Here is a 25,254-nt window from a genome sequence, read left to right as displayed (position 1 = left end):
ACGCGTCTGCCACCCACCGCCAAACGGTGGTCGTAGACATCGTAGAAACTGTGAAAATCCTGCTCATGAATGTAAGTTATCGATCGTGGGCAACAGCGTCAATCTGTCAAGCACGCTTCCCCGCCGCATTGTTTTCCGTTTAAGATCAACGAAAGACTCGTTGAACAGGAAGACCCGCCATGCCCCATCCCGCCACCGTCATTCCGCGTCCCGCACCGGTTCTGCTGCCGGTCGACGGCACCGATGAGCGCTTTCCGGTGCGACGCGTCTATTGCGTCGGACGCAACTATGCCGACCATGCGATCGAGATGGGCCATGATCCCTCCCGCGAGCCGCCCTTCTTCTTCCAGAAGAACGCCGACAATCTGCTGCCGGCGGGAAATGCTTTTCCCTATCCGCCGCTGTCGAACGACGTCCATTACGAGGTCGAATGCGTGCTGGCGCTGAAATCGGGCGGCGCTGACATTGAGGCCGCAGACGCGCTCGACTGCATCTACGGCTACGCCGTCGGCATCGATTTCACCCGCCGCGATCTGCAGGGCGAAGCCAAGAAGCTCGGCCGCCCCTGGGAGCTCGCCAAGGCCTTCGAACATTCCGCCCCCGTCTCGGCGATCGTGCCGGCAAGCCGGCTCGGCCATCCCGCCGATGGCCGGATCTGGCTGGAGCAGAACGGCAGGCGCGTCCAGGACGGCGACCTCAACCAGATGATCTGGAAGGCGCCCGAGATCATCGCCGAGCTCTCGAAGCTCTTCGTGCTGGCGCCGGGCGATGTGATCATGACCGGCACACCGGCCGGCGTCGGCGCGGTTGCGAGGGGCGACCGCATCACCTGCGGCATCGACGGCGTGGCGACGCTGTCGGTCGAAGTCGTCTGAGCGGAGGATGCCATGCCGATCTACGCCCTTGGCGGACTGACCCCGAAGCTACCGCCCGCCGGCCTTCACTGGATCGCGCCGGATGCGCATGTGATCGGCGACATCGAGGTCGGTGAGAACGTCGGCATCTGGTTCGGCTCGGTGTTGCGCGGCGACAATGAGCGGATCACCATTGGCGCCGGCACCAACATCCAGGAAGGCGTGATGGCCCATACCGACATGGGCTTCCCGCTGACCACCGGCGAAGGCTGCACCATCGGCCACCACGCCATCCTCCACGGCTGCACGCTCGGCGACAACGTGCTAATCGGCATGGGCGCCACCATTCTGAATGGCGCGAAGATCGGCAGCAACTGCCTGGTCGGGGCCAATGCGCTGGTGACCGAGGGCAAGGAATTCCCCGATAACTCTCTGATCGTCGGGGCCCCCGCCCGCGTCGTGCGCCTGCTCGACGACGCCGCAATCGAAGCCATCCGCCGCTCGGCGAAAAACTACGTCGCCAACTGGCAACGCTTCGCCCGCGATCTGAAGGTCATTGGGTGAATTGCGGCCGCCCTCGCCCTTCGAGGCCCTTTGCGGGGTACTTCAGGATGAGGCCGGAGAGAGGTGATGGGTGTGCCGTGGGACACCTGTAAAGGAAGGGGTAAAGTCTCACGCTCACCAAACACCCGGAATCCAGCGCCAGCGCACCCGCCCCATATACTCGACATATCCCTCGAGCCCCTTGCGCAATTCCGCCTCCTCCCCCAGCGTCCGGCCGAAAAGCACGACGACAAGCAGGCCGGCGGGGATCAGCGCGTAAAGCGAGCCAAGCGACAGCGCCATTCCGATGCCCAGCACGATGGCGAAGGCGTATCCCGGGTGGCGGATGACGACATAGGGGCCGGTGTCGATCACCTTATGGTCGCGATCGGTTTGGATGCGCACCGTCGGCTCGAAGTGCCGGTTGACGGACTGCGCCCAAGTCAGGCCGAGATAACCTGATGTCATCAGGAGATAGCCGAGAAGGACGACCCAATCGGGCTGCGGCGCCCAAAGGAACCGCCCGTCATCCAAGGCGCCGACCGGAAGAATGGCCGCAAAGAGAATGATCGTCAGTGTCGCCACCACGGCGTCCCAGGCCTTGGTGCCTTTCTGGTATCGGCTGCGCGCCGCAAACAGTTCCGGGTTCACGCGCCAGATCCAGATCATCGCGACAAATGTCAGCGCAAGAAAGAGGCCGAGAAACATCCAGCCGCGCGGCCAATCGAGCCGGCCGGCTGGCCAGAAGAGCGCGGCAAACATCAGGGCTATGGTTATCGCAAGCGATCCGAGCGATGGCGCTGCGGCTGCGAATATCTGACCGGGACGGATGTCCTGCCGTGTCATGACCGCCGCTCCTTTCTCCTCGGGATATGCGCCCACTTCAAGGTCGGGCGATCAGCTCTCGCCCCGAAGCTGGGCTTCGATCGCCGCCTTGTCGATGACCGACCAGACCTCGACGATCTTTCCACCGCGAAATTCGTAGATGACGTTCTCGGCGAAGGAAAGGCGTCGGCCGTTCACGTCGAGCCCGAGGAACTTTCCCTTCGGCGCGCAGTCGAAGCCGAGCCGGCACGCAACGTAAGGCGGATCGGCAACCAACGTCACCACATTGAAATAGAGATCGGGAATCTCATCGAAATCCCGCTCCAGCATTTCGACGTAACCCGACACCCCGAGTCGCCGGCCGTTATGCACCGCGCCCTCATCGACGAACTGCCCGAGTTTCGGCCAGTCCTGCCTGTTCAGGCAGGCGATGTAGCCGCGATAGAGGTCCGAGAGTTCAGTCTTGGTCACGCGACTGCTCCTGTTTGTCGGCAGTTTCTGTGAGAAAGGTAGGGTCGCGGGTTGATTTGGTTACGGCAGTTCCGCTGTCACCATCCACATCGCCGTATGAGACACGAGCCGCCAGCCCGGTCCTTCGACGGTCATGCGCGGAAAGAGATTTGAGACGGTGCCTCAGTTCTTCCCCTCGTTGATGCAGGGTTGAGGTGCCGGTTGCTCCCTCTTCTCCCCACGCGCAACCCGATGGCAACCCAACGAATGAAAGCTGCGTCGGATTGCAACAACGCCCCTCGTATACCGCGTTCGAGTTACCGGAGACTGCGGTGGCGGTTACCTTACATCGTTGAAAAACCGCCCTACTCGGCCGCTTCGAGAAACTGGCTGTTTCGTGAGGAAGCGGCAAGAGCCTGAACCCTGGCTTCCGTCTTGGCGATCAGCTGATAGAATTCGTCCTGCGCTTCGACATCCAGTTGAATGACGGCATTGACGTCGTCGGGCGTATCGCAAACGCAGGCGACGGCCGAAATGGGACAGATGCCGCCGGGGTAACGCTTGCCGGTTCCGCTATAGGCGCGACGGCCCCAACGCTCGGAATAGACCGTTTCTTCCCGCTCGAGATGCAGGATCGTTCCCTTGCAGGCAGCCACAATGGCCGCCTTGCCGTAGGCGAACCAATGATAGTTCAGCCTTCGGAGAATATATTTGCCGGTGATATCTTCGCCAGCCAGTTCGGCAGGGTTTTCAATCATTCTGATCATGAAGGCTTCCCTCAACGTTTGCAGAATATCCTTCATCTCTCTTGACGCGGCAAGTCAAAAAACGCTGCTTTTGGAGACACTTAGTCACAAAGTGTTTCCGATTCTTACATCAGGCACGCATCAAGCACGGTGTTGAGCACGCAATTCTACGTCGAATTTACCGCTATCTGCACTCGAATTTGGCGTTGTTCGCGTTGGAGTCTGAGCGACGGCCCGCCTCAGGAGAACTCACCTGCGCGGGGACCGGCAAGCGTCACGCGCCAGCCCGTGCGCGATCGAAAATCCTGAGTGGCCAGGAACGTATAGCCCGTGGTGCGCCATGGCTTCACCACACTGGTCAGATTATCGAGCACATAATCGCCGCCATCCGTCCGGGCGACGAGAACGACATGGTTTTGATCATGCGGTCCAATGACCACCGAAAGGGCCAGTCGGTTCGATGGAAAACCAGCCTCGATCAGGTCCTTCATCTTCTGGAGAGCGTAGTCCTCACAGTCGCCACGGCCGGCAACCGGCAGAGACCAAACATCCCTGCTTCCGGATGACGGACGATCTTCTGCAGGAATGATGCGTCCGTTGACGGCACGATTGATCTTTTGAAGAAGCGCTATTCCTGCAGCGTCGTTCCGCTGTTGCGCCGCCATCCTGCCGCACAGCCACTTGTACTTGGCGCAGGCTGCGCCGAACCCCACAGGTGCGCCGATGCTTCTGGTCACAGGCAGAGATGATCCGGCAACGGCCTGAAAAGGCAGAAGAATGGCTAAAATAGCAGCAAGAGAAAAGAGACGCCTCATAGCCGATTCCCTTATTTATCCCGCAACAATAGCAGAGTCGGGATAAAAATTTATTAAAATTTTATACTTGAGAATTTAACCTTATTATATAGCCGATACAGATTAACCATTGTTTATTCTTTCCGTTAATTCATCGTTAGTATAAGAATTCCTCCCATTAACATTCGGTTAACCTTTTGGGAGACGTATGAAATGATCAGCAGAGCATCGAAATTCGGCCTTGCCATTGCTTCCCTCCTGGCAAGCAGCAGCTTGGCAACGGCAGCTCCGGCAGTTGTTAATTGCAACAGCGCAGTTCGCGGCACACTCGAATACAGGCTGTGCATGCCGACAAGAGCAATTCAGACCGATAACAAATTCAGTTCCAACGATAGCGATCACGGCAGCCAAAACGTTGGCGGCGGCAAGAAGACATCCAACACCGGCTCGGTCGCCAGCAATGGGAACGATGGCAATGACGGGAGTGGCAATAGCGACAGCGGGGGCAACGGCGACGGCGGTGTTCAAGGCGACGACACCGGCGGAAAAGATCAAGACCCCGGCAAGGATGGCCACCACGGAAAAGACCACCACGGCGGCAAGGATCACGATCATCACGGCCGCGGCAAGGATGGAAAAGATCGCGACCACGGCAAAGATGGCAAGGGCCACCACGGCAAGGACGATCACGGCGGCAAGGACCGCGACGATCACGGCGGCAAGGATGGAAAAGACCGCGACCACGGCAAGGATGGCAAGGGCAAGGGCGACAAGGGTGGCCCTGGCAAGAACGACAATGACGGTTCCGGCAAGAGCGACAATGGCGGCTCCGGCAAGAGCGACAATGGCGGCTCCGGCAAGAGCGACAATGGCGGCTCCGGCAAGAGCGACAATGGCGGTTCCGGCAAGAGCGACAATGGCGGTTCCGGCAAGAGCGACAATGGCGGTTCCGGCAAGAGCGACAATGGCGGCTCCGGCAAGAGCGACAATGGCGGCTCCGGCAAGAGCGACAATGGCGGCTCAGGCAAGAGCGACAATGGCGGCTCAGGCAAGAGCGACAATGGCGGCTCCGGCAAGAGCGACAATGGCGGTTCCGGCAAGACCGACAATGACGGTTCCGACAAGAACGACAACAGCGGTTCCGGCAAGGGCGACAAAGGCGGCCCCGGCAAGGGCTGACCTAACGCCGGCCCGGACTAAACTCAACCGGCGAAAGAATGCAAAAGATGAGGCCGGTCTTCCCGGCCTCATCTTTTGTCACGTTTGAGTTTCCGTCGGCTCCACCACTTTCAGGAAGATAAGCGAAAGATTCTCGCTTTCATGGGAGCCATTCACCCGCTCGGACGCGCGCTGGTTGGATTCCGGCCCGCGGGCTTTACGCCGCACAAGCCTCGCACAATCCGCGGATCTCGATCGTCGTCTTCTCCGGCTTGAACTTCTGCCCGCGCACCCAGCCCATCAACCGGTGATCGACCTCGTGGTCGTGGAATTCCATCACCTGGCCGCAGCTTTCGCAGATGGCGAAGGCGACGATGCCGTGGCTGTGGCAGTCATCGCCCGGATGGGCGCAGGCGACGAAGGAATTGATACTTTCGAGCCGGTGGACGACGCCATATTCGAGCAGCTTTTCCAGCGCCCGGTAGACCTGCAGCGGGGCGCGAAAACCGTGGTCGCGCAGCTTGTCGAGAATGGTATAGGCGCTAAGCGGCCCTTCGGCCTTTTCGAGCACGTCGAAGACCAGCGACTGGTTCTTGGTAAGTTGCGGTGTCGTCATGAGCCTTGTCCTTGCATGACTGCGCGGTGCCGCCTGAGGGGAAGCAGGCTGAGAATGAAGAGGATCAGCGCCGCGACCACGATCGAGGGACCGGAGGGAGTGTCGTAGGTGAGCGAGCCGAACAGCCCGCCGACGACGGCGGCTGCGCCGATGACCGAGGCGAGGACCGCCATGATCTCCGGCGTCGCCGAAAAGCGCCTGGCCGCAGCCGCCGGAATGATCAGCAGCGAGGTGATCAGCATGATGCCGACGATCTTCATGGCAATGGCAATGACGACGGCCATCAAAAGCATGAAGAACAGTCGCGCCCGCTCCGGCCTCAGACCCTCGGCCTCGGCAAGCTCGGCATTGACGGTGGAAGCCAGCAGCGGCCGCCAGAGCCAGGCCATTGCCGCGAGCACGAACAGCCCACCACCCCAGATCAGCGCGATGTCGGTCGAGGAAACCGCTAGGATGTCGCCGAACAGGAAGGCGATGAGATCGATCCGCACCCAACTCATGAAGGCGACCATGACGAGGCCGATCGCCAGCGTGGCATGCGAAAGGATGCCGAGCAGCGCATCGGCCGACAGCGCCTGACGTTTCTGCAGGAAGAGCAGCAGCACCGATACGAGGGCTGCGACGGCAAAGACGGCAATCGTCAGATTGAGTTCGAAGAGCAGCGAAAGCGCGACGCCGAGCAGCGCCGAATGGGCAATCGTATCGCCGAAATAGGCCATGCGCCGCCAGATGATGAAGCAGCCGAGCGGCCCCGTCGTCAGCGCCAGCCCGACGCCGGCGAGGATGGCGCGCACGAAGAAATCGTCAAGCATGACGGCCCTCCCCACTGTGGGAATGAGCATGCGAGTGCTCATGGCCATGGTGATCGTCATGATCATGAGCGTGCGTATGACCTTCATGCGCGTGCTCATGACCAGCATGAGCGTGCTCATGACCATGAGCGTGATGCCCGTCGTCGGGATGGCAATGATCGGTCACGGTGCCGTCGGCATGCTGCACGCGCCCATCCGGCAGGTGTGTATGGTCATGGTGATGGCTGTAGACGGCGAGCGTCTGCGCCGCCCGGCTGCCGAACAGGCGCACATATTCCGGGCTGCGGCTGACGGCTTCCGGCGTGCCGCGGCAGCAGACATGGCCGTTGAGGCAGATGACCGTGTCGGTCTCGGCCATGACGACGTGGAGATCGTGCGAGATCAGCAGGATGCCGCAGCCGCTGGCGTTGCGGATCGACTTGATCAGATCATAGAGCGCGATCTCGCCGGAGAAATCGACACCCTGTACCGGCTCGTCGAGCACGAGCAGATCAGGTTTGCGGGCAATGGCGCGCGCCATCAGGGCCCGCTGGAATTCGCCGCCGGAGAGATGCTGCACCTCGGCGTCAAGCATATGGTCGATACCGGCGGCTTCGAGTGCCGCACGCATGTCACGTTCCGGCAGGGGGCCGGTCAGCGTCATCAGCCGCCGCACTGAAAGCGGCAGCGTCCAGTCGATCGCAAGCTTCTGCGGGACATAGCCGACCTTCAGGCCGGCGAGACGCTCCACCCTGCCCTCATTCGGCTTCAGTACACCGATCGCCGCCTTGGCGCTGGTCGACTTGCCGGAGCCGTTCGGCCCGATCAGCGTGACGATCTCGCCGCGCGAGACGGAAAATTCCACGCCGCGCACAAGCCAGCGGCCGCTTCTGAGAACGCCGACATTTTCGAGCGAAACCAGCGGTTCGCCCTTCGTATTTGCGGGAGAGAACATCAAATTTTCCGACAGCGCTGTTGCATCCTGCTATTGCACACGTTATAGCATAACGCAATTGATGTAATAACATAACATCTGCAATTCAAGCGGAGCATTCGATGAAACGCACCCTGGGCCCAGCCCTGAAGATCCTGGCCTTTAGAATTCCGGTCGCCCTCACTCTCCCGGCGCTGGCGGTCCCCGCCTTGCTCTTTGCCGGCACCATGCGGGCGGCCGACACGCCGGTCGTCGTCACCTCGATCAAGCCGATCCATTCGCTGGTTGCGGCGATCATGCAGGGTGTGGGTGAACCCGAACTGATCGTCGACGGCGCCGCCTCCCCGCATACCTACAGCCTCAAGCCGTCGAATGCGCGCGCGCTGCAGGAAGCCAAGGTGATCTTCTGGACCGGGCCCGGTCTCGAGGCTTTCCTGCAAAAGCCGCTGCAAGCGCTGGGCTCGAACGCCAGCATCGCCGAACTCGACAATGCCCCCGGCCTCGTCAAACTGCCCTTCCGCGAAGGCGGCGCCTTCGAGCCGCATGAGGATGGTGATGAGCACCATGGCGCTTCCGCCGAAGGTGCGGATCACGACCATGCCGCCGACACCGGGCATGATGATGACCACGGACAGGACGGTGACCATGGCCATGGCGCCTTCGACACGCATCTCTGGCTCGACCCGATGAATGCCAAGGCCATGGCTGCCGTGATCACCACAACGCTGGTCGCCGCCGATCCCGCCAATGCGCTGACCTACCAGGCGAATGCCAAGGCGCTTGATGATAAGCTGACGGCGCTGGACAAGGAAATTGCCGCCACCGTCGCTCCCGTCAAGGACAAGCCCTTCATCGTCTTCCACGACGCCTACCAGTATTTCGAGCACCGCTACGGCATCCGCGTCGCCGGTTCGATCACCGTCAGCCCGGAAACCATTCCCGGTGCCGAGCGCGTTTCGGAAATCCACCGCAAGGTCGGCGAACTCGGCGCCACCTGCGTCTTTGCCGAACCGCAATTCGAGCCGCGCCTCGTCAATGTCGTTATCGAGGGCACGAACGCCAGATCCGGCGTGCTCGACCCCGAAGCGGCAACGCTGAAGGCCGGTCCCGATCTCTATTTCACCCTCATGCGCGGCATCGCCGAGAGCATGAAGGATTGCCTCTCCAACGCATGATTGTCATGCGGCGCTTCGGGGAGAGCTGAGGCGGAAAGAGGCGGATGACCCCGTTCCGCCTTTTTTTCGGCCACAACATTGTAATGATATAACATTAAATGTGCGAGGTTTCATGGACAACAGACTTCCGGTCACGGTGCTCTCCGGCTTTCTCGGTGCCGGCAAGACGACGCTGCTCAATCATGTGCTCGGCAACCGCGAAGGCATGCGCGTCGCCGTCATCGTCAACGATATGAGCGAGGTGAATATCGATGCCGCCCTCGTGCGCGATGGCGGCGCCAATCTCTCTCGCACCGAGGAGCAACTGGTCGAGATGACCAATGGCTGCATCTGCTGCACGCTGCGCGACGACCTCTTGAAGGAGGTGCGCGATCTCGCCACCCAGGGCAGGTTCGACTATCTGCTGATCGAATCCACCGGCATCGCCGAGCCGCTGCCGGTCGCCACCACCTTCGAATTCCGCGACGAGAACGGACAGAGCCTTTCCGACGTTGCAAGGCTCGATACGATGGTGACCGTCGTCGACGCCGCCAATCTGCTCGCCGACTACGCCTCGGCCGATTTCCTCGCCGACCGCGGCGAAACGGCAGGCGAAGGCGATACCAGAACCATCGTCGACCTGCTGGTCGAGCAGATCGAATTCGCCGATGTCGTGGTGCTGAACAAGATCGGCACGGCAAGCAAGACGGAACGCGACGCAGCGCGGAAAATCATCACCGGCCTCAACCCGGGTGCGAGGCTGATCGAGGCGGATTTCGGCAAGGTGGCGCTCAAAGAGGTGCTCGGCACCGGCCGCTTCGATATCGACAGGGCCGAGACACATCCGCTCTGGTACAAGGAATTGCACGGCTTCCGCGACCATGTGCCGGAAACCGAGGAATACGGCATCCGCTCCTTCGTCTATCGCGAGAAACGGCCCTTCCATCCGGCGAAGCTGCAGGCTTTCCTCGATAGGACTTGGCCGGGCGTGGTGCGCGCCAAAGGCTTCTTCTGGCTGGCAACGCGCCCGCACCATGTCGGCGAAGTCAGCCAGGCCGGCGCGATCGTGCGCACCGGCACGATGGGTCTCTGGTGGGCGGCCGTACCCCGTGAACAATGGCCCGACGAACCGGGCTTCATGCGCGCCATCGGCCCTTATCTCGACCCCATCTGGGGCGACCGCCGCCAGGAAATCGTCTTCATCGGCGCCGACCCGATGGACGAGGCCTGGATCAGGAGAGAACTCGACGCCTGCCTCATCGAGACCGAGGTCTTCGCGCCCGAGCGCTGGCGCAACCTGCCCGACCCCTTCGCCAGCTGGAGCCGCCAGGCGGCATGAAGGCGACGGCAATCAAACCCTACCGCTGCGTCTGCACGGAGTGTGACCCGTTGCCGCCGATCGAGGGGCTTCATCCGTCGACGCATGAGACTGCGGATGAGACGGCGCGGAAGATAAGGGGATTGCTCGGCATCATCGCCGAACGGGTGATGCCAGGCAGGCAGGGGTGACGGGAACGGCTGGAGGATGAGCGAAAGGCATGAACGAACTGGCGCAGACGAGAGACGTCTCATCAGCGAGCACGCCTGGTTTTGGGCAAGTCACCGGCCTCTCCTTCCTTCGGCGTCGGCGTGCATGGCACCCCCCTCTGGCCTGCCGGCCATCTCCCCCACAAGGGTGGAGATCGGCTGGGCGTGAGGGCTTCCCCAAACAACTAAAACATGGCGATTGTCGATACCAGTAGAGAGAAGAGCGATGGTCAAGCCTCCTGCCGATCTCCACCCTTGTGGGGGAGATGCCCGGCAGGGCAGAGGGGGGTGTCACACGGCACGCCCTTTCCTCCCTTCGTCTCAAAACCGAAAAGGGCGGCCTCAGCCGCCCTCATCCTTGCACCGATCAGCGCCCGGCACTGATGCTGGAGATCACACCGCTGGTGACGCCGATCAGCAGGTAGTCGTTGTCTGCCCGAACCCAGCGATAGCCGCGCGGCGGCGGTGCCAGACGGTAGCGGCGGTAGTCGTTGACGTCGTGGAACCGGCGGCGCTCGCTGGCGTTGACGCGGTATCCCTTCTTCCAATGCGGCCGGACGACCGTCTTCTGAACGACCACCTTCTTGTGCACGACGACGGGCGGACGGCGATAATCGTCGGCGCTGGCCTGGGAGACAACCATCGGCGAGAGAAGGAAGGAGGCTGAAAGAAGAGCTGCAAAAATCTTTTTCATTTGGGGTTCCTCAGTGTTGGGCACAGGAACAAACTAGGGCTGAAAAGATGAACCGAAACTGAAACTTAAATTAAACTTTCGTAATGGAATCCGCGGCGTTGAGGCCAGACTCTCGTATTTTAGATGCAGCTTACGCATCTTGACGACGGCGGCTTTGGCCAAGTCGGCGCGTCGTCCTGCAGATCGGATTCGATTTTCGGAAGGAATGAGCGCAGATTCAAAATCATCAAGCGTCTTGCCCGCATCCCATCCTGGCTTTAGCGCGTTCGAACGTCGCGAAGGGCCGTTCGAGACAAAGCAAAAGATGATGGAGGAAACCATGCCTGGCATCAGCATGCGCTACATCGTCGACGACGTCGACGCGGCGCTGGAATTTTACACGAGGCATCTCGGCTTCTCGGTCGCGCTTCACCCCGCCCCCACCTTTGCCATCCTGACCAGGGACGGTTTTCGTCTGCTCGTCAGCGGCATGGTGGGGCCGGGCGGCGCGTCCCAGGCAATGCCCGACGGGCGAACGCCGGAGCCCGGCGGATGGAATCGCATCCAGATCGAAGTCGCGGACCTGGAAGCGGAGGTCGCAAAACTGCGTCAGGCCGGCGCGCGTTTTCGCAATGAAATCGTCCAGGGCATCGGCGGCAAGCAGATCCTGCTCGAAGACCCGGCCGGAAACCCGATCGAACTCTTCGAAGCGCCGAAGAGATGATTGCTGAGGCGCGCGCATGATCCTGACCTGGCGGGCCGGCACCCGGCATCCCAAGGGAAGAATGGCCGCCCCGCCTTGCTACCTCTGCCCGAGCGTGTAGTTTCGGACTCGGATCAATTCAGAGGTAGGGAAAACATGTCCGAATCCGCGGGCGGGGTCTTCGACTATGTCGGGATACTCGCCGTGCTTCTTCTTGTCGCCGCCAACGGCTTCTTCGTCGCCGCGGAATTCGCGCTGGTGTCGGTCAGGCGCAGCCGTGTCACCGAACTTGCCGCAGCAGGCCGCATGAATGCCTCCGCCCTCCAGCGCGCCGTCGACAATCTCGACGCCAACCTCGCCGCCACCCAGCTTGGCATCACCATCTCGTCGCTGGCGCTCGGCTGGGTCGGCGAGCCGGCGCTTGCCCACCTGATCGAGCCTCTGCTGTCCTGGCTGCCCGGGCAATGGGCGGCAACAGGCGCGCATACCGTCGCCATCGTCATTGCCTTCGTCATCATCACGGCTCTCCACATCGTGCTTGGCGAACTGGCGCCGAAAAGCCTGGCGCTTCAGCGCAGCGAAGCCACCTCGCTTGCCGTGGTACGTCCGCTGGGGCTCTTTCTGGTGCTGTTCAAGCCGGCAATTTATACCCTGAACGGCATGGGCAATTTCGTGCTGCGCGCCGTCGGTCTCCGCGCCGGAACCGGGGAATCGTCCTTCCATTCGCCGCAGGAGCTCAAGCTGCTGGTTGCCGAAAGCCAGGAAGCCGGGCTTCTCAACCAGGTGCAGCAGCAGCTCGTCGAGCGGGTCTTCAACATCGGCGACAGGCCGATCTCCGACATCATGACCCCGCGTCTCGATATCGAATGGTTCGATGCCGACGACAGCGAGGCCGAGATCCTGAAGACCATCCGTGAATGCAGCCACGAACAATTGCTGGTTGCCCGCGGCTCGATCGACGAACCGATCGGCATGGTATTGAAGAAGGACCTTCTCGACCAGGTTCTCGACGGCGGCAAGGTCCGGCCGATGGAGGTGATCAAGCAGCCGCTGGTGCTGCACGAGGGCACCTCGGTCGTGCGCGTGCTCGACAGTTTCAAGGCCTCGCCCGTGCGGCTTGCCATCGTCATCGATGAATATGGCAGCCTTGAGGGTATCGTCACCCAGACCGACCTGCTCGAAGCCATCGCCGGCGACCTGCCGGGATCCAACGAAGAGCCTGATATCGTCGTGCGGGAAGACGGATCGCTCTTGATCGATGCGATGATGCCGGCCTTCGACGCCTTCGAAAGGCTGGGCCTGCGCGATCGTCCGGATGCCGATTTTCATACGCTTGCGGGCTTCGCGCTGCATCAGCTCCAGCACATCCCCGAAGCCGGCGAAACCTTCGTCTTCGATAGCTGGCGCTTCGAAGTGCTCGATATGGACGGCATGCGCATTGACAAGATGCTGGCGACGCGCATCCCTGCGGACGGGGCGGAAGCCTAAAGCGCGTCGCGATCTTTCAGATTCGGTCTTTGCGCTTTAGCTCTTGTTTTTACGCATGTCGTTACCGCAAAGCGCGACATGCTTTAGCCTACCGCCAGCGTCCAGAGCATTCCCGATATCGCACAGGCAAGCAAGGTGGTGATGACCGACGTCTTGAACCGGAAGATCGCGATTGCCGCGGCGGCAGACAGCGCCATTGCCGCCGGCACGGCCGATTGCAGCACGGGGATATCGAGCCGCAAGCCTCCGAGGCTGACGCTCGCGACCTCGGCAAACAGCGTATGCAGGCCGAACCAGATGGCGAGGTTGAGAATGACCCCGACCACCGCCGCCGTGATCGCCGACATTGCGCCTGCGAGCGCGACATTGCCGCGCAATTTTTCGATGAACGGCGCGCCGAGAAATATCCAGAGGAAACAGGGTACGAAGGTCACCCAAGTCGTCAGCATCGCCGCGAGCGTGGCGGCCAGCATCGGGTTCAGCGCTCCCGGATCGCGATAGGCGCCCATGAAGCCGACGAACTGCACGACCATGATCAGTGGCCCCGGCGTCGTCTCCGCCATGCCGAGGCCGTCGAGCATCTCGCCGGGTTTCAGCCAGCCGAAATGCTGCACGGCCTGCTGCGCGACGTAGGCCAGCACCGCATAGGCCCCACCGAAGGTCACGACCGCCATCTTGCTGAAGAACAGACCGATCTCGGTAAGGACGTTGCCCGGCCCAAAGGCGAGATAGAGCGCCGCGACTGGCACGATCCAGAGGGCGAGCAGCACCGCCGACATGCGCAGTGACCAGGCAAGGTTAGGACGCGCGTGCGCTGGGATGCCCTCGCCGAGCGCCGACTCGGCATCGGAGAGCACCGGGCCGCTTCCGGCCTTGTGGCCGCCGCCCGCCTGGAAGGCGGCAAGCCCGAGCCTGCCGCCGAGGAAACCCGCGATGCCGGCGGCAAGCACGATCAGCGGGAACGGCACGTGCAGAAAGAAAATGGCGATGAAGGCCGCGGCCGCGATGCCGACCATCACCCGATTTTTCAACGCCCGGCCGCCGATGCGGATCACCGCCTGCACGACGACGGCAAGCACCGCTGCCTTCAGCCCGAAGAACAGGCCGGCAACGATGCCGACATTGCCGTAGGCCGCGTAGATATAGCTGAGGCCGAGGATCGACAGAAAGCCCGGCAGCACGAACAGAATGCCGGCCACGAGGCCGCCCAGCGTGCGATGCATCAGCCAGCCGATATAAATCGCCAGCTGCTGCGCCTCCGGCCCAGGAAGCAGCATGCAGTAATTCAGCGCATGCAGGAAACGGTGCTCACCGATCCATCGCTTCTCGTCGACGACGATCCGGTGCATGACGGCGATCTGGCCGGCCGGGCCGCCGAAGCTCAAGGCCGCGACGCGCAGCCACACCCTGAAGGCATCGGCGAACGCGACACCGTGATGCCCCTCGCCCGCGTCCTTCTCCGCCGTCTCGCCGGCAGGCGTACTGCCTGTCATCTCTGCCATCTCACGCCCCTTTCTTCGGCGAGGGCCAGTTGTGGGTTTCCTCGGTCGCATCACGGCACCAGCGGTAAAAGGCGTCGTAGAGAAGCATCCCAGCCTCGAGCTGCTCCAGATCGTCGGAATACATTCTGGACAGGCCGAGCGAAGCGGCAAGCAGGCCTGATGCTTCGGGTGCGAGATCGAGCCTTGCGGTGTCGGCCGCCCGGACGATCCTTGCGAGGTGCAGCAGCGGCGCCGATGCCAGGCCGAACTCCTCGATCATCACGTCGAAGGTGCAAAGCTCGCCGCGATGGCTCCAGAACACGCCTTCTATATCGAAGGGCACGGCCTCGAAGCGGTCGCCGACCGCAAGAACCTCGGAGGTCGGCACGAACAGAAAGACGGCATCCGGATCGACGAAGCGCCGGATCAGCCAGGGACAGGCAATGCGGTCGATCTTCGGCCGCGACCGCGTTACCCAGACGGTGCGTCCTTGTGCGTCTCGGCGCGGCAGCTTTGCTTCGGGCACCGCCAGCCCGCCGGCGATCCATGCTTCGAAGCCGCCTTCGAGGCTTTCCGCGTCGATCCCGGCATGTCTGAGATAAGCGGCGACGCCGTGGCTGAGCTTGGCACCCCTCTGGCAGACCACCACGACGGCATCCGCATCGATGCTATCAGCCCAGGATGTAACGTCGGCATGGGTGCGCCGGATCGAGCCCGGCACAAGGCGCGGATCGAGCGCGAAATCCTCCTCCGTGCGGACGTCGACGATGGCAGGCGCACCGGGCGTTCCGATGAGTCGGTTGAGCTTGTCGGGAGAAATTTCGAGAAATGACGGCATGACGCGTCCTCCGTTGATCGGGTTACTGGACGCGATTCTTCAGCATGGCGCCTCGTGGGGTGATCGCAACCCCATACAGAAGCATTGGCAAACGGACCCCGCCCTGTCAAGCACGCGCTTCAGCTGTGGCCCTGCGATCGCGCGGCACGTCGAGGGGCGGAGCCTCGAAGGGGCAGCGCAGCCTTGCTCATTGCAGCCCTCCCGCCAAAGGCTCCTCGAACTGCCAAAACGCTGCTTGCGCGCACCGCCCTCACGCTAAAATTCCTGCCAATACAGGCGCTTCAGTCCCGACATGGAACAAAAAGCCCACTTCGGCATTCTTCTGTCACCGAAAGAGGAGAAAGTACCATGACGTACGACCCCAATAATGCCAACGACCCCAACCGCCCGCTGAACCCAAATCTGGATCTGCGCACCACGCCGAGCCCGCGCACCAATAATACCTGGGTTGTCTGGGTCGCTGCATTGGCCGTGATCGCTGTCGCTGCATTCGCCTATTCGCAGTGGAGCACCCCCGGCACATCTCCGGATACGACAGCCTCCACGACTCAATCCGAGCCTGCGCCGGTCAAGCCGATCGCCCCGACCGACAACAGCGCAACGCCCGCACCGGCACCGGCACCCGCACCAGCCACTCCGCCGGCCGCCCCTGCCCAGCAGTAACCCTGCTCGGCGCATAGAAGCTGGAAGCATCCCTGGCGTGCCGTATCCGACACGCCAGGGATGGTCCACGCTTTTGATGGCCATGATCCGGAAACGACCCCGCTTTCGGGGCTATGTGCCGGCACGGGGGCATCTTTTGCCAGCAGCCCTTGAACCTCGTCGAACAAGACTTACATTTCAGTTATCGAGCTTGTCTCCGACGGCTGACCACGGATGTACTGGCAGCCGTCGTCGAGATAAATCGAGGAAGGTCGGTGCGAATGTCGCCCGGCCTTTTTTGTTGTCCTTCATCGCCCAACCGACTCGGCCTTCGCAGACTCGACGAATTCGCCAAGATTTGGCTCAGAGACTTATTTGGGAATCCTGTTATAGAAGGATTGCGAATCGTAGACGCACTCATAGTCGAGCAGGCAGAGCTTGCCGTCGCCGTCCTTGATCCTCGCGGTGTCGTATTTATCGCCCAGACTGCATCTCGCCGGCGGATAGCGGAAACTGCGGCCACCGAAACCCATGCGCACGAAGACCTTCTTGTCCTGGCGGATGATCTGCGCAAGCTCCCCGCAGCTATGATCCCTGGCATTAACCTCCACCGCCTCGGCAGCAAGGCCTGTGGAGGGAAGCAACAGCGCGACGGCCCGAACAAGGTTTTTCATGGAAACTCCTGAACATCAGAGGATGGAGATAGAGCACACGCGTCGATGCCGCCAGCGCCAACGCCTTGAATAATAGCCTTTAACCGCCCGGACAAAATTTGTCGCGCAATCGATCGTGCCAGCGCACATCCCGATCCGTCAAGTTGCTTCGCCTATCCTACGGGCCATGAAACCGACCTTTGGACGCAAGCGCCCCGCATTACCCCGAAAGAAAGCGGATCGAGGCCGCTCCGGCGCCTCAGAATGATGCGCCTTATGACTGGCACAGGATTGGCCGATACGCCAGAAACGGCGCCCTTTCCCTTCTGATCGCCACAAGGCTTGCCGTTGCGGCCATACATTTCGCCGCCCTCGACACACTCTTTCTCGGACTACGCATCGCCCATGGCGGCGATGGCGGCCATGGTGATTTTCATCCTTGGAGCCCTCTGGCTCCTCGGCGTGAAGCCGACCGACCGCGACTGAGGCGCCAATCCTGCCGTTCGACTATCAAGGGAAGTTATAGGACGAGGCGGGGTCGAGGACGCAGGCATAGTCGAGAATGCACTGCTTTCCCTCGGCATCGCGAAAACTGGTCGTGGTGCGTTTGTCGCCCAGGCTGCACTGGGCCGGCGGATAACGGAAGCTGCGGCCGCCGAAGCCGACGCGGACAAACACCTTTTTGCTCTGGCGAATGATCTGCGCAATCTCGCCGCAGCTATGATCGCTTGCTTTGACGTTGATCACGCCGGCGGCAAAGGCCGGCACCGGCAGAGACAGGGCGATCGCAAAAATGACGCTTCTCATGGACCCCTCCCGACATGCAAGACGAAGATAGGGCGCGCGTATCGAGGCGGCCACACTTGCGTACAAATCGGACTATCTCGCCCGCTTCCGCGAAAATTTCCGACAGGCCGGAAAACCCGGCCTGAATTCGAAAACATCAATCTTTTCAAGAGATTTGGTGGGTGATGTAGGGCTCGAACCTACGACCCGCTGATTAAGAGTCAGCTGCTCTACCAACTGAGCTAATCACCCGTTCGCGCTTGGCTGCGCGGTGTGACGGGGCGTATAAACAGGATCGGCAGGCTTGTCCAGCGCATCGGCGAAATTTCTTTGGTTAATCGCGAAGATTTTTCGGCATGGCTGAAATGCTGGGCACAATCCGGCAAACCGGAATCGAGTTTCGGAAAGGATTATGCGCAGATTCAAAGCGATAGAGTGCCGCGCGTCCCCTCGGACGGACGGCATCTCTTATAAAATCAAAGATCGAGCGTGCCGCTCGCCAGCCGCACCGCCTGGCCGCCGATCCGCGCATTGGAGATCGTCCCGCCGTCGACATCGATATGCAGATGGATGAAGGATGGCCGGCCCATCTCGACGCCTTGCTCGATCATGATCGGGTGATGCCCGTCCGTCAGCCGGTCGAAATGGTGGATCGCGCCGGAGAGTGCCGCCGCCGCCGAACCGGTGGCCGGATCTTCGACGATACCCATGGCGCTTGCGAACATGCGCGCATGGAACTTGGCGACGTGGTTGACACCGCCGCGGCAATAGACATAGGCCGAAGCAAGCGCACCCTCGACGAAGGGCACGATCTTTTCCCAGAGCTGCGGATCGAATTCCACCCGCTGCGCGGCTCCGACATCGTGCACCGGAATGAGCAGGAAGGGAACGCCGGCGCTCCAGACCGACGGCACGTGATTTTCGAAGCCGATCTCTGTTACCTTCAGCGACAGCGCGTCGGCCATGCCGAGCTTGTCGAGCGGCATGACGGCCGGCTGCGATTTCCGCGGCAGGTCGAATTCGGCAAAGCTCGCCTCGCCCTCCCTCAGCCGCACAGCACAGCGCACCGGCCCGACATTTTCCTCAAGCACCGTCACGAGATCGAGCGTCGCCGCGCCATGCGCCCGTTCAGCCAGCGCCACCGCCGTGCCGACCGTCGGATGGCCGGCAAACGGCAGCTCACGCCCCGGCGTGAAGATCCTGAGCTTTGCCGCATAGGCGGGGTTGCTCGAAGGCTGCACGAACACCGTCTCGGAGAGATTGATCTCCCGGGTGATCGCCTGCATCGCCTCGTCGCTGAGATCGTCTGCGTCGAAGATCACCGCCAGCGGGTTGCCCGCAAGCTTTCGATCGGTGAACACGTCATAGACGCTGTAGCTTCGCGCCACATCGGCCTCCTTGAATCGGTCATCGCGCCGCCAACCTGCCCGACCAAACGGCCGAGTGCAAGGCGGTAAGTCAGATGGATGCAAGGAGCCAAGCTGGAGCGTGTCCTTCGAGGCTCCGCCTTTGGCCTGCGCGCCTCAGGATAGGGGGCGTTGGAGGATGCCGCGCTGACAATAGCGCTTGGTCAAGAATGCCGCGCCCTCTCTCCAGCCGCCTCTTAAGCGCCCGCCTTGCCGAAATACCAGTCGATCACCGGCAGCATGGCGACGTTATAGGGATAGGCTGCATGATCAGCCGAGCGGATCGCCACCGCGCCAGCGATCTCCTTGTCTTCGGCGACCAGCATGTGGGCCTCGATCCGCTTTACCATCTCGACTGCCGTCATGTCGAAGCGGAAGAGGCGCATGAGCGTCACCGTCCGATTGGCGTGGCTGGCATAGAGACCCTGCCCCGCCACGGCATCCGAAAGATCGAGGCCTGTCTCCTCATGGACCTCGCGGCGCATATTCGCTTCGATGTCGCAGCGCCCATCGACGATGTCCTCGGGCTCCAGCGAGCCGGCGGCGAAATAGACCTGACCGGGATTGGCGGTATGGGCGCCCATGCGGATCGCCACCAGCGCGCCGTCGGCGCTTTCCAATATCGGATAGGCGAAGATGTGGATGCCGCCCTGACGCTCTGGCTGGCGGCGCCAGTACATGAAGGCGGAAAAGGGAGTGGCATAACCCTCGCCGGAAATCCCGTCTTCGCCGAACGACAGTCGCTGCTGGAACACCAGGCGCCCATCGAAGAGCGCCGGGTTGGCGGCCGTTTCCTTGGCCCAGTTCTCGCGGATCGCCGCTTGCTCGGCAAGGACGAAGGGATGGCTGCCGGGCAGGACGCGCAGATCCACGCCGGCGATCGGGAAGACGGTGGCTTCCGGCGGCCAGCCGGCGAAATCGTCGGGGAAATCGCTGTTTGCAAAATTCATGTTCAAATTGGTTTTCATGGTCGCTTTCAGGGAAGATCCAGTGTCATGACGACGGGGCAGTGATCGGACGCCTTCGGCCGGTCCCAGCCGGTGCGGGGATAACGCTCCACCTCATGCCCCGGCGGGAAGATGGTGCGATAGGGCTGGCCACTGCGGATGATTTCGGGCCGACGGCCGGCATTATGGGCGGCGAGATCAGGCGAAAGCCAGAGATAATCAAGCTGGCAGAGCCACTGCTCCTGCGGCCCGCGCGTGTGATAGAGCGTCCAGCGGTCGAGAGCCTCGCGCCGGCGCACGACGTTTTCCGCAAAGCCGTCATGGCTGAAAACGTCGAGCGCGCTTTCGGCCTCCACCTGATGCTCGAAACGATAGCTGGTGCCGCGGCGGCCGATGACATCGACGCGCTCCTGATAATCGTTCATGTCGCCGCAGATGGCAAAGCTCTTGGTGCCTGCCTGATCGGCACCAAAGCGATCTTCGATGATCCGGCGCACGGCGCGTGCCTCGGCGCGGCGGATCGGCATCGTCGATTGCCGCCCATCCAGCCCGTCGCGCGGATTGCCCATCGATTTGAAATGCACGACGTAAAGCGAAAACGGCCGGCCGCCGATCAGAAGGTCGAGCTCCAGGCAGTCGCGTTTGAAGATCTTGTCGTCGATGCGGTTGGTCAGCGCCAACTCCTCGTCGAAGAGATCGAGGTCGCGATAAGTCGTCATCGCATGGCTGCGGATGTCCCTGAGTTCGATCTTCTGGCCGTCGCGCGTTTCCTCGCGCATCAAGACGGCGACATCGATGCCGCGGCTGTCATTGCCCTCGACCAGATATTTCTGCCGGTAGCCGTTTCCGACCATGCGGAAGAGATAGCCGTATTCGAAGGCCTGGAGGGCGGCCATATTGTCGATCTCCTGCAGGCAGAGGATATCGGCATCCGCATCGGCGATCGCCAGCGCCGTCATCTGCCGGGTGTCGTCGGTCGCGGCGATCACTCGCGCCTGCTCGAGCTGCTGGTAGACGCCCTCGCTCGACACTTGGAAAAGCTTGATGACCCGGTCCTGGCGCAGCTGGTTGCGGAAGCCGGTAAAATCGAAACGGGTGAGCAGATTTTCAACGTTGAAGGTGGCGAGGCGAAGCGACATGGCAAAGGTCCGGTTGCGTGCGGTACCTTATCCAGCAAAAGCCGCAGGAAAAGATGGCAGGGCCAAGAAAAATGCGGATAACTGCCCCTTTTACAGCCCCAGATGCAATTGCTTGCCTCCATCAAAGCCGCCACCCCGCGCGGATGACGACGCGCACCGCATCGCCGGGCACGACAGCCACACGGCTGAAGACGCGCAGCGTCTGGCCGTTGCCGAGCGTCAGCTTGACCGCGTAACGTTCGCCCTCGAACAGCACGGCTTCGACGGTCGCCGGAGCCCCCTCGCCGCCGATGATCACATCCTCCGGCCGCACCAGAATATCGGCGGCATTCTTGAGCGCCTCTGCGGCCTTGATCGGCAGGACCTTGATGGTGTCGCGCGCCGGAAAACCTTCCGGCAGCTTCATGCCGTTGCGGGCCGGATGTAGCCGAGCTTGAGAAAGCCTTCCTGGCCCTTTTCGGAGAGCACGTAATCGACGAACCTCTTGGCGGCATCGGCATTTTTGGTGCTGGCGAGGATACCGACCGGTTCGGTGACGGCCGATACACCTTCGCTCGGGAAGACGAACTCGACCGGAGCGCCCTTGGCTTTCTCGCGGATCGGCAGGTAATCGACGACCATGCCGTAAGCCTTTTCGCCCGAGGCGACCGACTTCAACACGGCGCCGTTGCCGCCGGCGGCGATTGCGCCGTTTTCGGCAAGCGACTTGTAGAAATCCCAGCCGAGGCCGGGAACGGCGGCCAGCGTCTGAGCGTGAATGAGGGCGGCACCCGAAGCGAGCGGGCTCGGCATGGTGACGAGGCCCTTGGCTTCCGGCTTCGTCAGGTCCTTCCAGCTCGTCGGCCTCATCGCCGCCGAGGTGTTGTACATGATTCCGGTGGTGATTAGCTTGGTGGAGTAATAATAGCCGTCGGCGTCATAGAGGGCGGCGTCGTACTGAGCAGCCTCCGGCGACTTGTAGGCGAGCAGCTTGCCGTCTTCCTTAAGGCGCTCCAGCGTCACGACGTCGGCGATGAGGAGGAGATCGGCAACAGGGTTGCCGGCCTGGATCTCGGCCTGCAGCTTCGCCATGATCTTCGGGGTGCCGTCGCGCACCCAGTCGACCTTGAGATCGGGATGGGCGGCCATGAAACCATCGACCGTCGCCTGCGCGTCTTCGTTCGGCTGGCTGGTGTAGAGAACGAGATTTGCGGCCGAAACCGGAATGGCAAAGAGGCTCGCGGCGAGAAGAGCTGCGGCGGAAACGATCGTCTTCATGGGAGGGGTCCTCGGGAATTGCTTCCCCCTCCCTTATTAGGGGTCGTTGACAGAGATGTGACAGGGCGCAGCGGCTGCGCTGCACCCTATACGCCGCGCTGGCGTTACTTCGCGGCCTCTTCGATGAGTTCCGCCACCTTCTGCGGCTGCGAAACCATCACGACATGGGAAGCACCGTCGACCACGACAGTGTGCTTCGAACCTGCTCGCTCGGCCATGAAGCCGAGGGCCGCGGCCGGGATGTTCTTGTCGCCGGTGCCGTAGACAAACCACGACGGCAGCTTCTTCCAGGCCGGCTCGCCCGACTTTTCGTTGAGGGCCGCGTCAGTAACCGGCCGTTGCGCCGCCGCCATCAGGGCCGCCTGTTCGGCCGGCACGTCGCTGGCGAACTGGTCATGGAATTTGGCCTGGTCGATATAGAGATCGACGCCGCCTGCGCTGAGTTTCACCGGGGCGCCAAGTGCTTGACCCAGCGTGCCGCCGGGAAATTTGCCGGCGAGATCCGCAACCGATTCCCCTGCATCCGGCGCGAAGGCCGCGACATAGACCAGGGACTTGACGTTGTCATGGCCGTTCGCGGCGGTCGAGATTACCTGGCCTCCATAGGAATGGCCAACGAGGACGACGGGGCCGGCGATGCTGCCGACGACATCGGAAACATAGGCGGCGTCGCTCGAGACGCTACGCAGCGGGTTGGCGGCAGCCACGACCGGGAAGCCGTCCTTACGCAGGATTTCGACGACGTCATTCCAGCTGGATGAATCGGCAAAAGCACCGTGAACGAGGACGACGGTCGGCTTGGCCGGCTGAGCGACGGCAGCACCGGAAAGAAGAGCGCCCGCCAGGGCGGCGACAGCAGCAAACTTGAACATGGGTCATTTTTCCTTCATCGGTTGAGCATTGGGAGCCGAACCGGGAGCGACAGGCGTCAACAAGCTCCCTCCGGACATTTAATTTGTAAGCGATTTTCTTGTGCGCTATATAAATAGCCAACCTTGTTTGCGACGTCAATAGCTTGCAAATAGATCGCGCACAAATTATATTGAAGTGAGAGGAGAGCGTGATGAAAAACACCGGAACGAATGATCTCGCCGACGTGCCGATGATCGAAGAAATGCTTTGTTTTTCAATCTATTCGGCAGGCCACGCCTTCAACCAGCTTTACCGCCCCCTGCTCGACGAGCTGGATCTGACCTATCCGCAATTCCTCGTCATGACCGCCCTGTGGACTCGCGACGATCGCACGGTGAAGGATCTCGGCGAGACTCTTTTCCTTGACTCCAGCACCCTCACCCCGCTCTTGAAGCGACTTGAAAATGTCGGCCTCGTCACCCGCAACCGAAATCCCGCCGATGAGCGCCAGGTGCTCTTGCGTCTGACGCAGAAGGGACTGGCCCTCAAGAGCCGTGCCGGCCATGTGTTCGACTGCATCGGCAAAGCCGTCGGTCTCGACGCCGAGACCGTGAGCAAGATTCGCGATACGATCGCGTCGCTCCGCGACAACATTCACAAGAAGGACAAGGACGAGACCTGAGCCAAGGCGGCGTTCACGTCGTCGCCACGCCAGGACGATTTCCATCGACAAGCCGATTCCATATTGTACGATCTGCCGCGTGGCCCAACGGCCCGTGACCGATCGGAGTCTCAGCGCCCGCAATCCTGCCTACCCCTCACGCAGGCGTGAACACGCCACCACTGTCATTCTACCGCGTTGAGAGACGTCAATCCCGTTTCGATGAAGGAGGAGTTTCAATGGAATATCGTCTGCTTGGCCGTTCCGGCCTGAAGGTTTCGACTTTGACCATGGGCACGATGACTTTCGGCGGCGTCGGCTGGGCGAAGATGGTCGGCGATCTTGGCACCTCCGAGGCGAAGAAGATGATCGACATATGCATCGACGCCGGCATCAACCTGATCGACACCGCCAATGCCTATTCCAACGGCGAATGCGAAAACATCATCGGCGAGGCGCTGGCCGGCAAGCGGCCGCAGGGCGTGCTGCTCGCCACCAAGGCAAGATTCGGCATGGGCGACGGCCCGAACGACCGCGGCCTGTCGCGCTACCACCTGATCCGCGAATGCGAGGCGAGCCTTAAGCGCCTGAAGACCGATGTCATCGACCTCTATCAGGTGCATGAATGGGACGGCCAGACGCCGCTCGAAGAGACGATGGAAGCCCTCGACACGCTGATCACGCAGGGCAAGGTGCGTTACGTCGGCTGCTCAAACTATTCCGGCTGGCACATCATGAAGGCGCTTGGCATTGCCAATGAACACCGCTACCAGCGCTTCGTCAGCCAGCAGATCCATTACACGCTGGAGGCCCGCGATGCCGAATACGAGTTGCTGCCGATTTCGATCGACCAGGGCCTCGGCGTGCTGGTCTGGAGCCCGCTCGCCGGCGGCCTGCTTTCCGGCAAACACCGCCGCAACCAGGCTGCCCCCGAGGGCACGCGCCAGTTCGCCGGCTGGACCGAACCGCCGATCCGTGACGAGAACCGCCTCTGGAACATCGTCGAGACGCTGGTGGCGATCGGCGAGGAGCGCGGCGTTTCCGCAGCACAGGTGGCGCTCTCCTGGCTGATCGGCCGCAAGGCGGTCACGTCAGTCATCATCGGCGGGCGCACCGAAGCCCAGTTCCGCGATAATATCGCCGCCGCCGAACTGAAGCTCACGGTAGAGGAGCGCGAACGCCTCGACGCCGTCAGCCTGCCGCCGGTGATCTATCCCTACTGGCATCAGCTGAACACCGCGAGCGACAGGTTTGGTGAAGCCGATCTCGAGCTTTTCGGCCCGCATCTCCAGCAATAGGCAAGCATGGATCACGCATTGCACGGTGAAAGTTAGCG

26 protein-coding genes, 1 tRNA gene and 1 pseudogene are annotated in these 25,254 nt (G+C 61.7%); 10 read left to right on the top strand and 18 right to left on the bottom strand.

Annotation, left to right across the window (positions count from 1 at the left end):
• Window positions 1-179: 179 nt before the first annotated feature.
• Both ATY29_RS34585 and ATY29_RS34580 read left to right on the top strand, forming a co-directional pair.
• Complete coding sequence (locus ATY29_RS34585) at window positions 180-875, top strand: fumarylacetoacetate hydrolase family protein (RefSeq protein WP_097534172.1); 696 nt, start codon at window positions 180-182, stop codon at window positions 873-875.
• Window positions 876-887: 12 nt separating this feature from the next.
• Window positions 888-1,418: a gamma carbonic anhydrase family protein gene (locus ATY29_RS34580; protein ID WP_003564668.1), complete on the top strand. Its 531-nt coding sequence runs from the start codon at window positions 888-890 to the stop codon at window positions 1,416-1,418.
• Window positions 1,419-1,532: 114 nt separating this feature from the next.
• On the opposite strand, the gene ATY29_RS34575 is transcribed toward ATY29_RS34580, so the two are convergent.
• The 4 genes from ATY29_RS34575 to ATY29_RS34560 all read right to left on the bottom strand — a co-directional run bounded on the left by ATY29_RS34575 (window position 1,533) and on the right by ATY29_RS34560 (window position 4,233).
• A complete protein-coding gene (locus tag ATY29_RS34575) occupies window positions 1,533-2,243 on the bottom strand; it encodes a methyltransferase family protein (protein WP_097534170.1) in 711 nt (236 codons plus the stop codon).
• A 51-nt stretch (window positions 2,244-2,294) separates the two neighbouring features.
• Entirely contained in the window at window positions 2,295-2,693 is a 399-nt protein-coding gene (locus tag ATY29_RS34570; protein ID WP_003564673.1) for an ester cyclase, read from the bottom strand.
• Between the two features lie 344 nt (window positions 2,694-3,037).
• Window positions 3,038-3,439 (bottom strand): hypothetical protein, encoded by a 402-nt coding sequence (locus ATY29_RS34565; RefSeq protein WP_097534234.1) that lies wholly within the window; start codon window positions 3,437-3,439, stop codon window positions 3,038-3,040.
• A gap of 218 nt (window positions 3,440-3,657) precedes the next feature.
• Entirely contained in the window at window positions 3,658-4,233 is a 576-nt protein-coding gene (locus tag ATY29_RS34560; protein WP_025416552.1) for a transglutaminase-like cysteine peptidase, read from the bottom strand.
• A gap of 192 nt (window positions 4,234-4,425) precedes the next feature.
• Here ATY29_RS34560 and ATY29_RS38130 point away from each other — a divergent pair, with 192 nt between their 5' ends.
• Window positions 4,426-5,391, top strand: a complete 966-nt coding sequence (locus ATY29_RS38130; protein WP_244597493.1) for a putative sodium/potassium/calcium exchanger — start codon at window positions 4,426-4,428, stop codon at window positions 5,389-5,391.
• A gap of 196 nt (window positions 5,392-5,587) precedes the next feature.
• Here ATY29_RS38130 and ATY29_RS34550 read toward each other — a convergent pair whose 3' ends face one another.
• Genes ATY29_RS34550 through ATY29_RS34540 form a run of 3 tightly spaced genes read right to left on the bottom strand, consistent with a single transcriptional unit; the run spans window position 5,588 to window position 7,732 of the window.
• Window positions 5,588-5,986 carry a Fur family transcriptional regulator gene (locus tag ATY29_RS34550; protein ID WP_003564680.1) on the bottom strand — a complete coding sequence of 133 codons (399 nt, stop codon included), beginning with the start codon at window positions 5,984-5,986 and terminating at the stop codon, window positions 5,588-5,590.
• Window positions 5,983-6,798, bottom strand: a complete 816-nt coding sequence (gene znuB / locus ATY29_RS34545) for a zinc ABC transporter permease subunit ZnuB (protein ID WP_097534168.1) — start codon at window positions 6,796-6,798, stop codon at window positions 5,983-5,985. Before znuB ends, ATY29_RS34550 begins: the two co-directional genes overlap by 4 nt.
• Window positions 6,791-7,732, bottom strand: a complete 942-nt coding sequence (locus ATY29_RS34540) for an ATP-binding cassette domain-containing protein (RefSeq protein ID WP_097534166.1) — start codon at window positions 7,730-7,732, stop codon at window positions 6,791-6,793. Before ATY29_RS34540 ends, znuB begins: the two co-directional genes overlap by 8 nt.
• 101 nt (window positions 7,733-7,833) lie before the next feature.
• Between ATY29_RS34540 and ATY29_RS34535 the strand changes: the two genes are divergently transcribed.
• Both ATY29_RS34535 and zigA read left to right on the top strand, forming a co-directional pair.
• Entirely contained in the window at window positions 7,834-8,886 is a 1,053-nt protein-coding gene (locus ATY29_RS34535) for a zinc ABC transporter substrate-binding protein (RefSeq protein WP_097534164.1), read from the top strand.
• 112 nt (window positions 8,887-8,998) lie between these two features.
• The gene (gene zigA, locus ATY29_RS34530; protein WP_097534162.1) at window positions 8,999-10,204 is read left to right on the top strand and encodes a zinc metallochaperone GTPase ZigA; all 1,206 of its coding nucleotides are present in this window, start codon (window positions 8,999-9,001) and stop codon (window positions 10,202-10,204) included.
• 555 nt (window positions 10,205-10,759) lie between these two features.
• Here zigA and ATY29_RS34520 read toward each other — a convergent pair.
• Complete coding sequence (locus ATY29_RS34520; RefSeq protein ID WP_097534160.1) at window positions 10,760-11,086, bottom strand: RcnB family protein; 327 nt, start codon at window positions 11,084-11,086, stop codon at window positions 10,760-10,762.
• Between the two features lie 319 nt (window positions 11,087-11,405).
• On the opposite strand from ATY29_RS34520, the gene ATY29_RS34515 reads away from it, so the two are divergent.
• Both ATY29_RS34515 and ATY29_RS34510 read left to right on the top strand, forming a co-directional pair.
• Window positions 11,406-11,789: a VOC family protein gene (locus ATY29_RS34515; RefSeq protein ID WP_097534230.1), complete on the top strand. Its 384-nt coding sequence runs from the start codon at window positions 11,406-11,408 to the stop codon at window positions 11,787-11,789.
• 135 nt (window positions 11,790-11,924) lie between these two features.
• Window positions 11,925-13,256: a hemolysin family protein gene (locus tag ATY29_RS34510; protein WP_003564698.1), complete on the top strand. Its 1,332-nt coding sequence runs from the start codon at window positions 11,925-11,927 to the stop codon at window positions 13,254-13,256.
• 83 nt (window positions 13,257-13,339) lie between these two features.
• Here ATY29_RS34510 and chrA read toward each other — a convergent pair whose 3' ends face one another.
• A complete protein-coding gene (gene chrA / locus ATY29_RS34505; protein ID WP_003564699.1) occupies window positions 13,340-14,758 on the bottom strand; it encodes a chromate efflux transporter in 1,419 nt (472 codons plus the stop codon).
• Window position 14,759: 1 nt separating this feature from the next.
• Window positions 14,760-15,575 carry a chromate resistance protein ChrB domain-containing protein gene (locus ATY29_RS34500; RefSeq protein WP_025416559.1) on the bottom strand — a complete coding sequence of 272 codons (816 nt, stop codon included), beginning with the start codon at window positions 15,573-15,575 and terminating at the stop codon, window positions 14,760-14,762.
• Window positions 15,576-15,923: 348 nt separating this feature from the next.
• On the opposite strand from ATY29_RS34500, the gene ATY29_RS34495 reads away from it, so the two are divergent.
• A complete protein-coding gene (locus ATY29_RS34495) occupies window positions 15,924-16,238 on the top strand; it encodes a hypothetical protein (protein WP_003564703.1) in 315 nt (104 codons plus the stop codon).
• A 350-nt stretch (window positions 16,239-16,588) separates the two neighbouring features.
• On the opposite strand, the gene ATY29_RS34490 is transcribed toward ATY29_RS34495, so the two are convergent.
• The 8 genes and pseudogenes from ATY29_RS34490 to ATY29_RS34450 all read right to left on the bottom strand — a co-directional run bounded on the left by ATY29_RS34490 (window position 16,589) and on the right by ATY29_RS34450 (window position 23,277).
• On the bottom strand, window positions 16,589-16,891 hold the full coding sequence (locus ATY29_RS34490; protein WP_003564705.1) for a hypothetical protein: 303 nt from the start codon (window positions 16,889-16,891) through the stop codon (window positions 16,589-16,591).
• A gap of 489 nt (window positions 16,892-17,380) precedes the next feature.
• Window positions 17,381-17,677, bottom strand: coding sequence for a hypothetical protein (locus ATY29_RS34480; protein ID WP_003564706.1), 297 nt, complete (start codon window positions 17,675-17,677; stop codon window positions 17,381-17,383).
• A gap of 155 nt (window positions 17,678-17,832) precedes the next feature.
• Window positions 17,833-17,908: transfer RNA gene (locus ATY29_RS34475), tRNA-Lys, on the bottom strand.
• Window positions 17,909-18,132: 224 nt separating this feature from the next.
• Window positions 18,133-19,044, bottom strand: coding sequence for a PhzF family protein (locus ATY29_RS34470; protein WP_097534159.1), 912 nt, complete (start codon window positions 19,042-19,044; stop codon window positions 18,133-18,135).
• A gap of 215 nt (window positions 19,045-19,259) precedes the next feature.
• Complete coding sequence (locus ATY29_RS34465) at window positions 19,260-20,030, bottom strand: NUDIX hydrolase (RefSeq protein WP_003564710.1); 771 nt, start codon at window positions 20,028-20,030, stop codon at window positions 19,260-19,262.
• An 8-nt stretch (window positions 20,031-20,038) separates the two neighbouring features.
• Window positions 20,039-21,148 carry an endonuclease/exonuclease/phosphatase family protein gene (locus ATY29_RS34460; RefSeq protein ID WP_097534158.1) on the bottom strand — a complete coding sequence of 370 codons (1,110 nt, stop codon included), beginning with the start codon at window positions 21,146-21,148 and terminating at the stop codon, window positions 20,039-20,041.
• A 121-nt stretch (window positions 21,149-21,269) separates the two neighbouring features.
• Window positions 21,270-22,405, bottom strand: a pseudogene (locus ATY29_RS34455) (ABC transporter substrate-binding protein).
• Window positions 22,406-22,509: 104 nt separating this feature from the next.
• Window positions 22,510-23,277 (bottom strand): alpha/beta fold hydrolase, encoded by a 768-nt coding sequence (locus ATY29_RS34450; protein ID WP_025416562.1) that lies wholly within the window; start codon window positions 23,275-23,277, stop codon window positions 22,510-22,512.
• 191 nt (window positions 23,278-23,468) lie between these two features.
• Between ATY29_RS34450 and ATY29_RS34445 the strand changes: the two genes are divergently transcribed.
• Both ATY29_RS34445 and ATY29_RS34440 read left to right on the top strand, forming a co-directional pair.
• Entirely contained in the window at window positions 23,469-23,939 is a 471-nt protein-coding gene (locus tag ATY29_RS34445) for a MarR family winged helix-turn-helix transcriptional regulator (protein ID WP_003564717.1), read from the top strand.
• Window positions 23,940-24,157: 218 nt separating this feature from the next.
• Window positions 24,158-25,216 (top strand): aldo/keto reductase, encoded by a 1,059-nt coding sequence (locus ATY29_RS34440; RefSeq protein WP_097534157.1) that lies wholly within the window; start codon window positions 24,158-24,160, stop codon window positions 25,214-25,216.
• Window positions 25,217-25,254 lie beyond the last annotated feature (38 nt).

It is taken from the genome of Rhizobium hidalgonense, assembly GCF_002914525.1.
GTDB lineage: Bacteria > Pseudomonadota > Alphaproteobacteria > Rhizobiales > Rhizobiaceae > Rhizobium > Rhizobium hidalgonense.
Note: the sequence above shows the minus strand (reverse complement) of the source record. Positions and strands in the feature narration are given on the sequence as shown.

Coding starts and splice junctions, on each gene's coding strand:
- ATY29_RS34585 (WP_097534172.1), top strand. CDS start 180: ATGCCCCATCCCGCCACCGTCATTCCGCGTCCCGCACCGGTTCTGCTG.
- ATY29_RS34580 (WP_003564668.1), top strand. CDS start 888: ATGCCGATCTACGCCCTTGGCGGACTGACCCCGAAGCTACCGCCCGCC.
- ATY29_RS34575 (WP_097534170.1), bottom strand. CDS start 2,243: ATGACACGGCAGGACATCCGTCCCGGTCAGATATTCGCAGCCGCAGCG.
- ATY29_RS34565 (WP_097534234.1), bottom strand. CDS start 3,439: ATGATCAGAATGATTGAAAACCCTGCCGAACTGGCTGGCGAAGATATC.
- ATY29_RS34560 (WP_025416552.1), bottom strand. CDS start 4,233: ATGAGGCGTCTCTTTTCTCTTGCTGCTATTTTAGCCATTCTTCTGCCT.
- ATY29_RS38130 (WP_244597493.1), top strand. CDS start 4,426: ATGATCAGCAGAGCATCGAAATTCGGCCTTGCCATTGCTTCCCTCCTG.
- ATY29_RS34550 (WP_003564680.1), bottom strand. CDS start 5,986: ATGACGACACCGCAACTTACCAAGAACCAGTCGCTGGTCTTCGACGTG.
- znuB (WP_097534168.1), bottom strand. CDS start 6,798: ATGCTTGACGATTTCTTCGTGCGCGCCATCCTCGCCGGCGTCGGGCTG.
- ATY29_RS34540 (WP_097534166.1), bottom strand. CDS start 7,732: ATGTTCTCTCCCGCAAATACGAAGGGCGAACCGCTGGTTTCGCTCGAA.
- ATY29_RS34535 (WP_097534164.1), top strand. CDS start 7,834: ATGAAACGCACCCTGGGCCCAGCCCTGAAGATCCTGGCCTTTAGAATT.
- zigA (WP_097534162.1), top strand. CDS start 8,999: ATGGACAACAGACTTCCGGTCACGGTGCTCTCCGGCTTTCTCGGTGCC.
- ATY29_RS34520 (WP_097534160.1), bottom strand. CDS start 11,086: ATGAAAAAGATTTTTGCAGCTCTTCTTTCAGCCTCCTTCCTTCTCTCG.
- ATY29_RS34515 (WP_097534230.1), top strand. CDS start 11,406: ATGCCTGGCATCAGCATGCGCTACATCGTCGACGACGTCGACGCGGCG.
- ATY29_RS34510 (WP_003564698.1), top strand. CDS start 11,925: ATGTCCGAATCCGCGGGCGGGGTCTTCGACTATGTCGGGATACTCGCC.
- chrA (WP_003564699.1), bottom strand. CDS start 14,758: ATGGCAGAGATGACAGGCAGTACGCCTGCCGGCGAGACGGCGGAGAAG.
- ATY29_RS34500 (WP_025416559.1), bottom strand. CDS start 15,575: ATGCCGTCATTTCTCGAAATTTCTCCCGACAAGCTCAACCGACTCATC.
- ATY29_RS34495 (WP_003564703.1), top strand. CDS start 15,924: ATGACGTACGACCCCAATAATGCCAACGACCCCAACCGCCCGCTGAAC.
- ATY29_RS34490 (WP_003564705.1), bottom strand. CDS start 16,891: ATGAAAAACCTTGTTCGGGCCGTCGCGCTGTTGCTTCCCTCCACAGGC.
- ATY29_RS34480 (WP_003564706.1), bottom strand. CDS start 17,677: ATGAGAAGCGTCATTTTTGCGATCGCCCTGTCTCTGCCGGTGCCGGCC.
- ATY29_RS34465 (WP_003564710.1), bottom strand. CDS start 20,030: ATGAAAACCAATTTGAACATGAATTTTGCAAACAGCGATTTCCCCGAC.
- ATY29_RS34460 (WP_097534158.1), bottom strand. CDS start 21,148: ATGTCGCTTCGCCTCGCCACCTTCAACGTTGAAAATCTGCTCACCCGT.
- ATY29_RS34450 (WP_025416562.1), bottom strand. CDS start 23,277: ATGTTCAAGTTTGCTGCTGTCGCCGCCCTGGCGGGCGCTCTTCTTTCC.
- ATY29_RS34445 (WP_003564717.1), top strand. CDS start 23,469: ATGAAAAACACCGGAACGAATGATCTCGCCGACGTGCCGATGATCGAA.
- ATY29_RS34440 (WP_097534157.1), top strand. CDS start 24,158: ATGGAATATCGTCTGCTTGGCCGTTCCGGCCTGAAGGTTTCGACTTTG.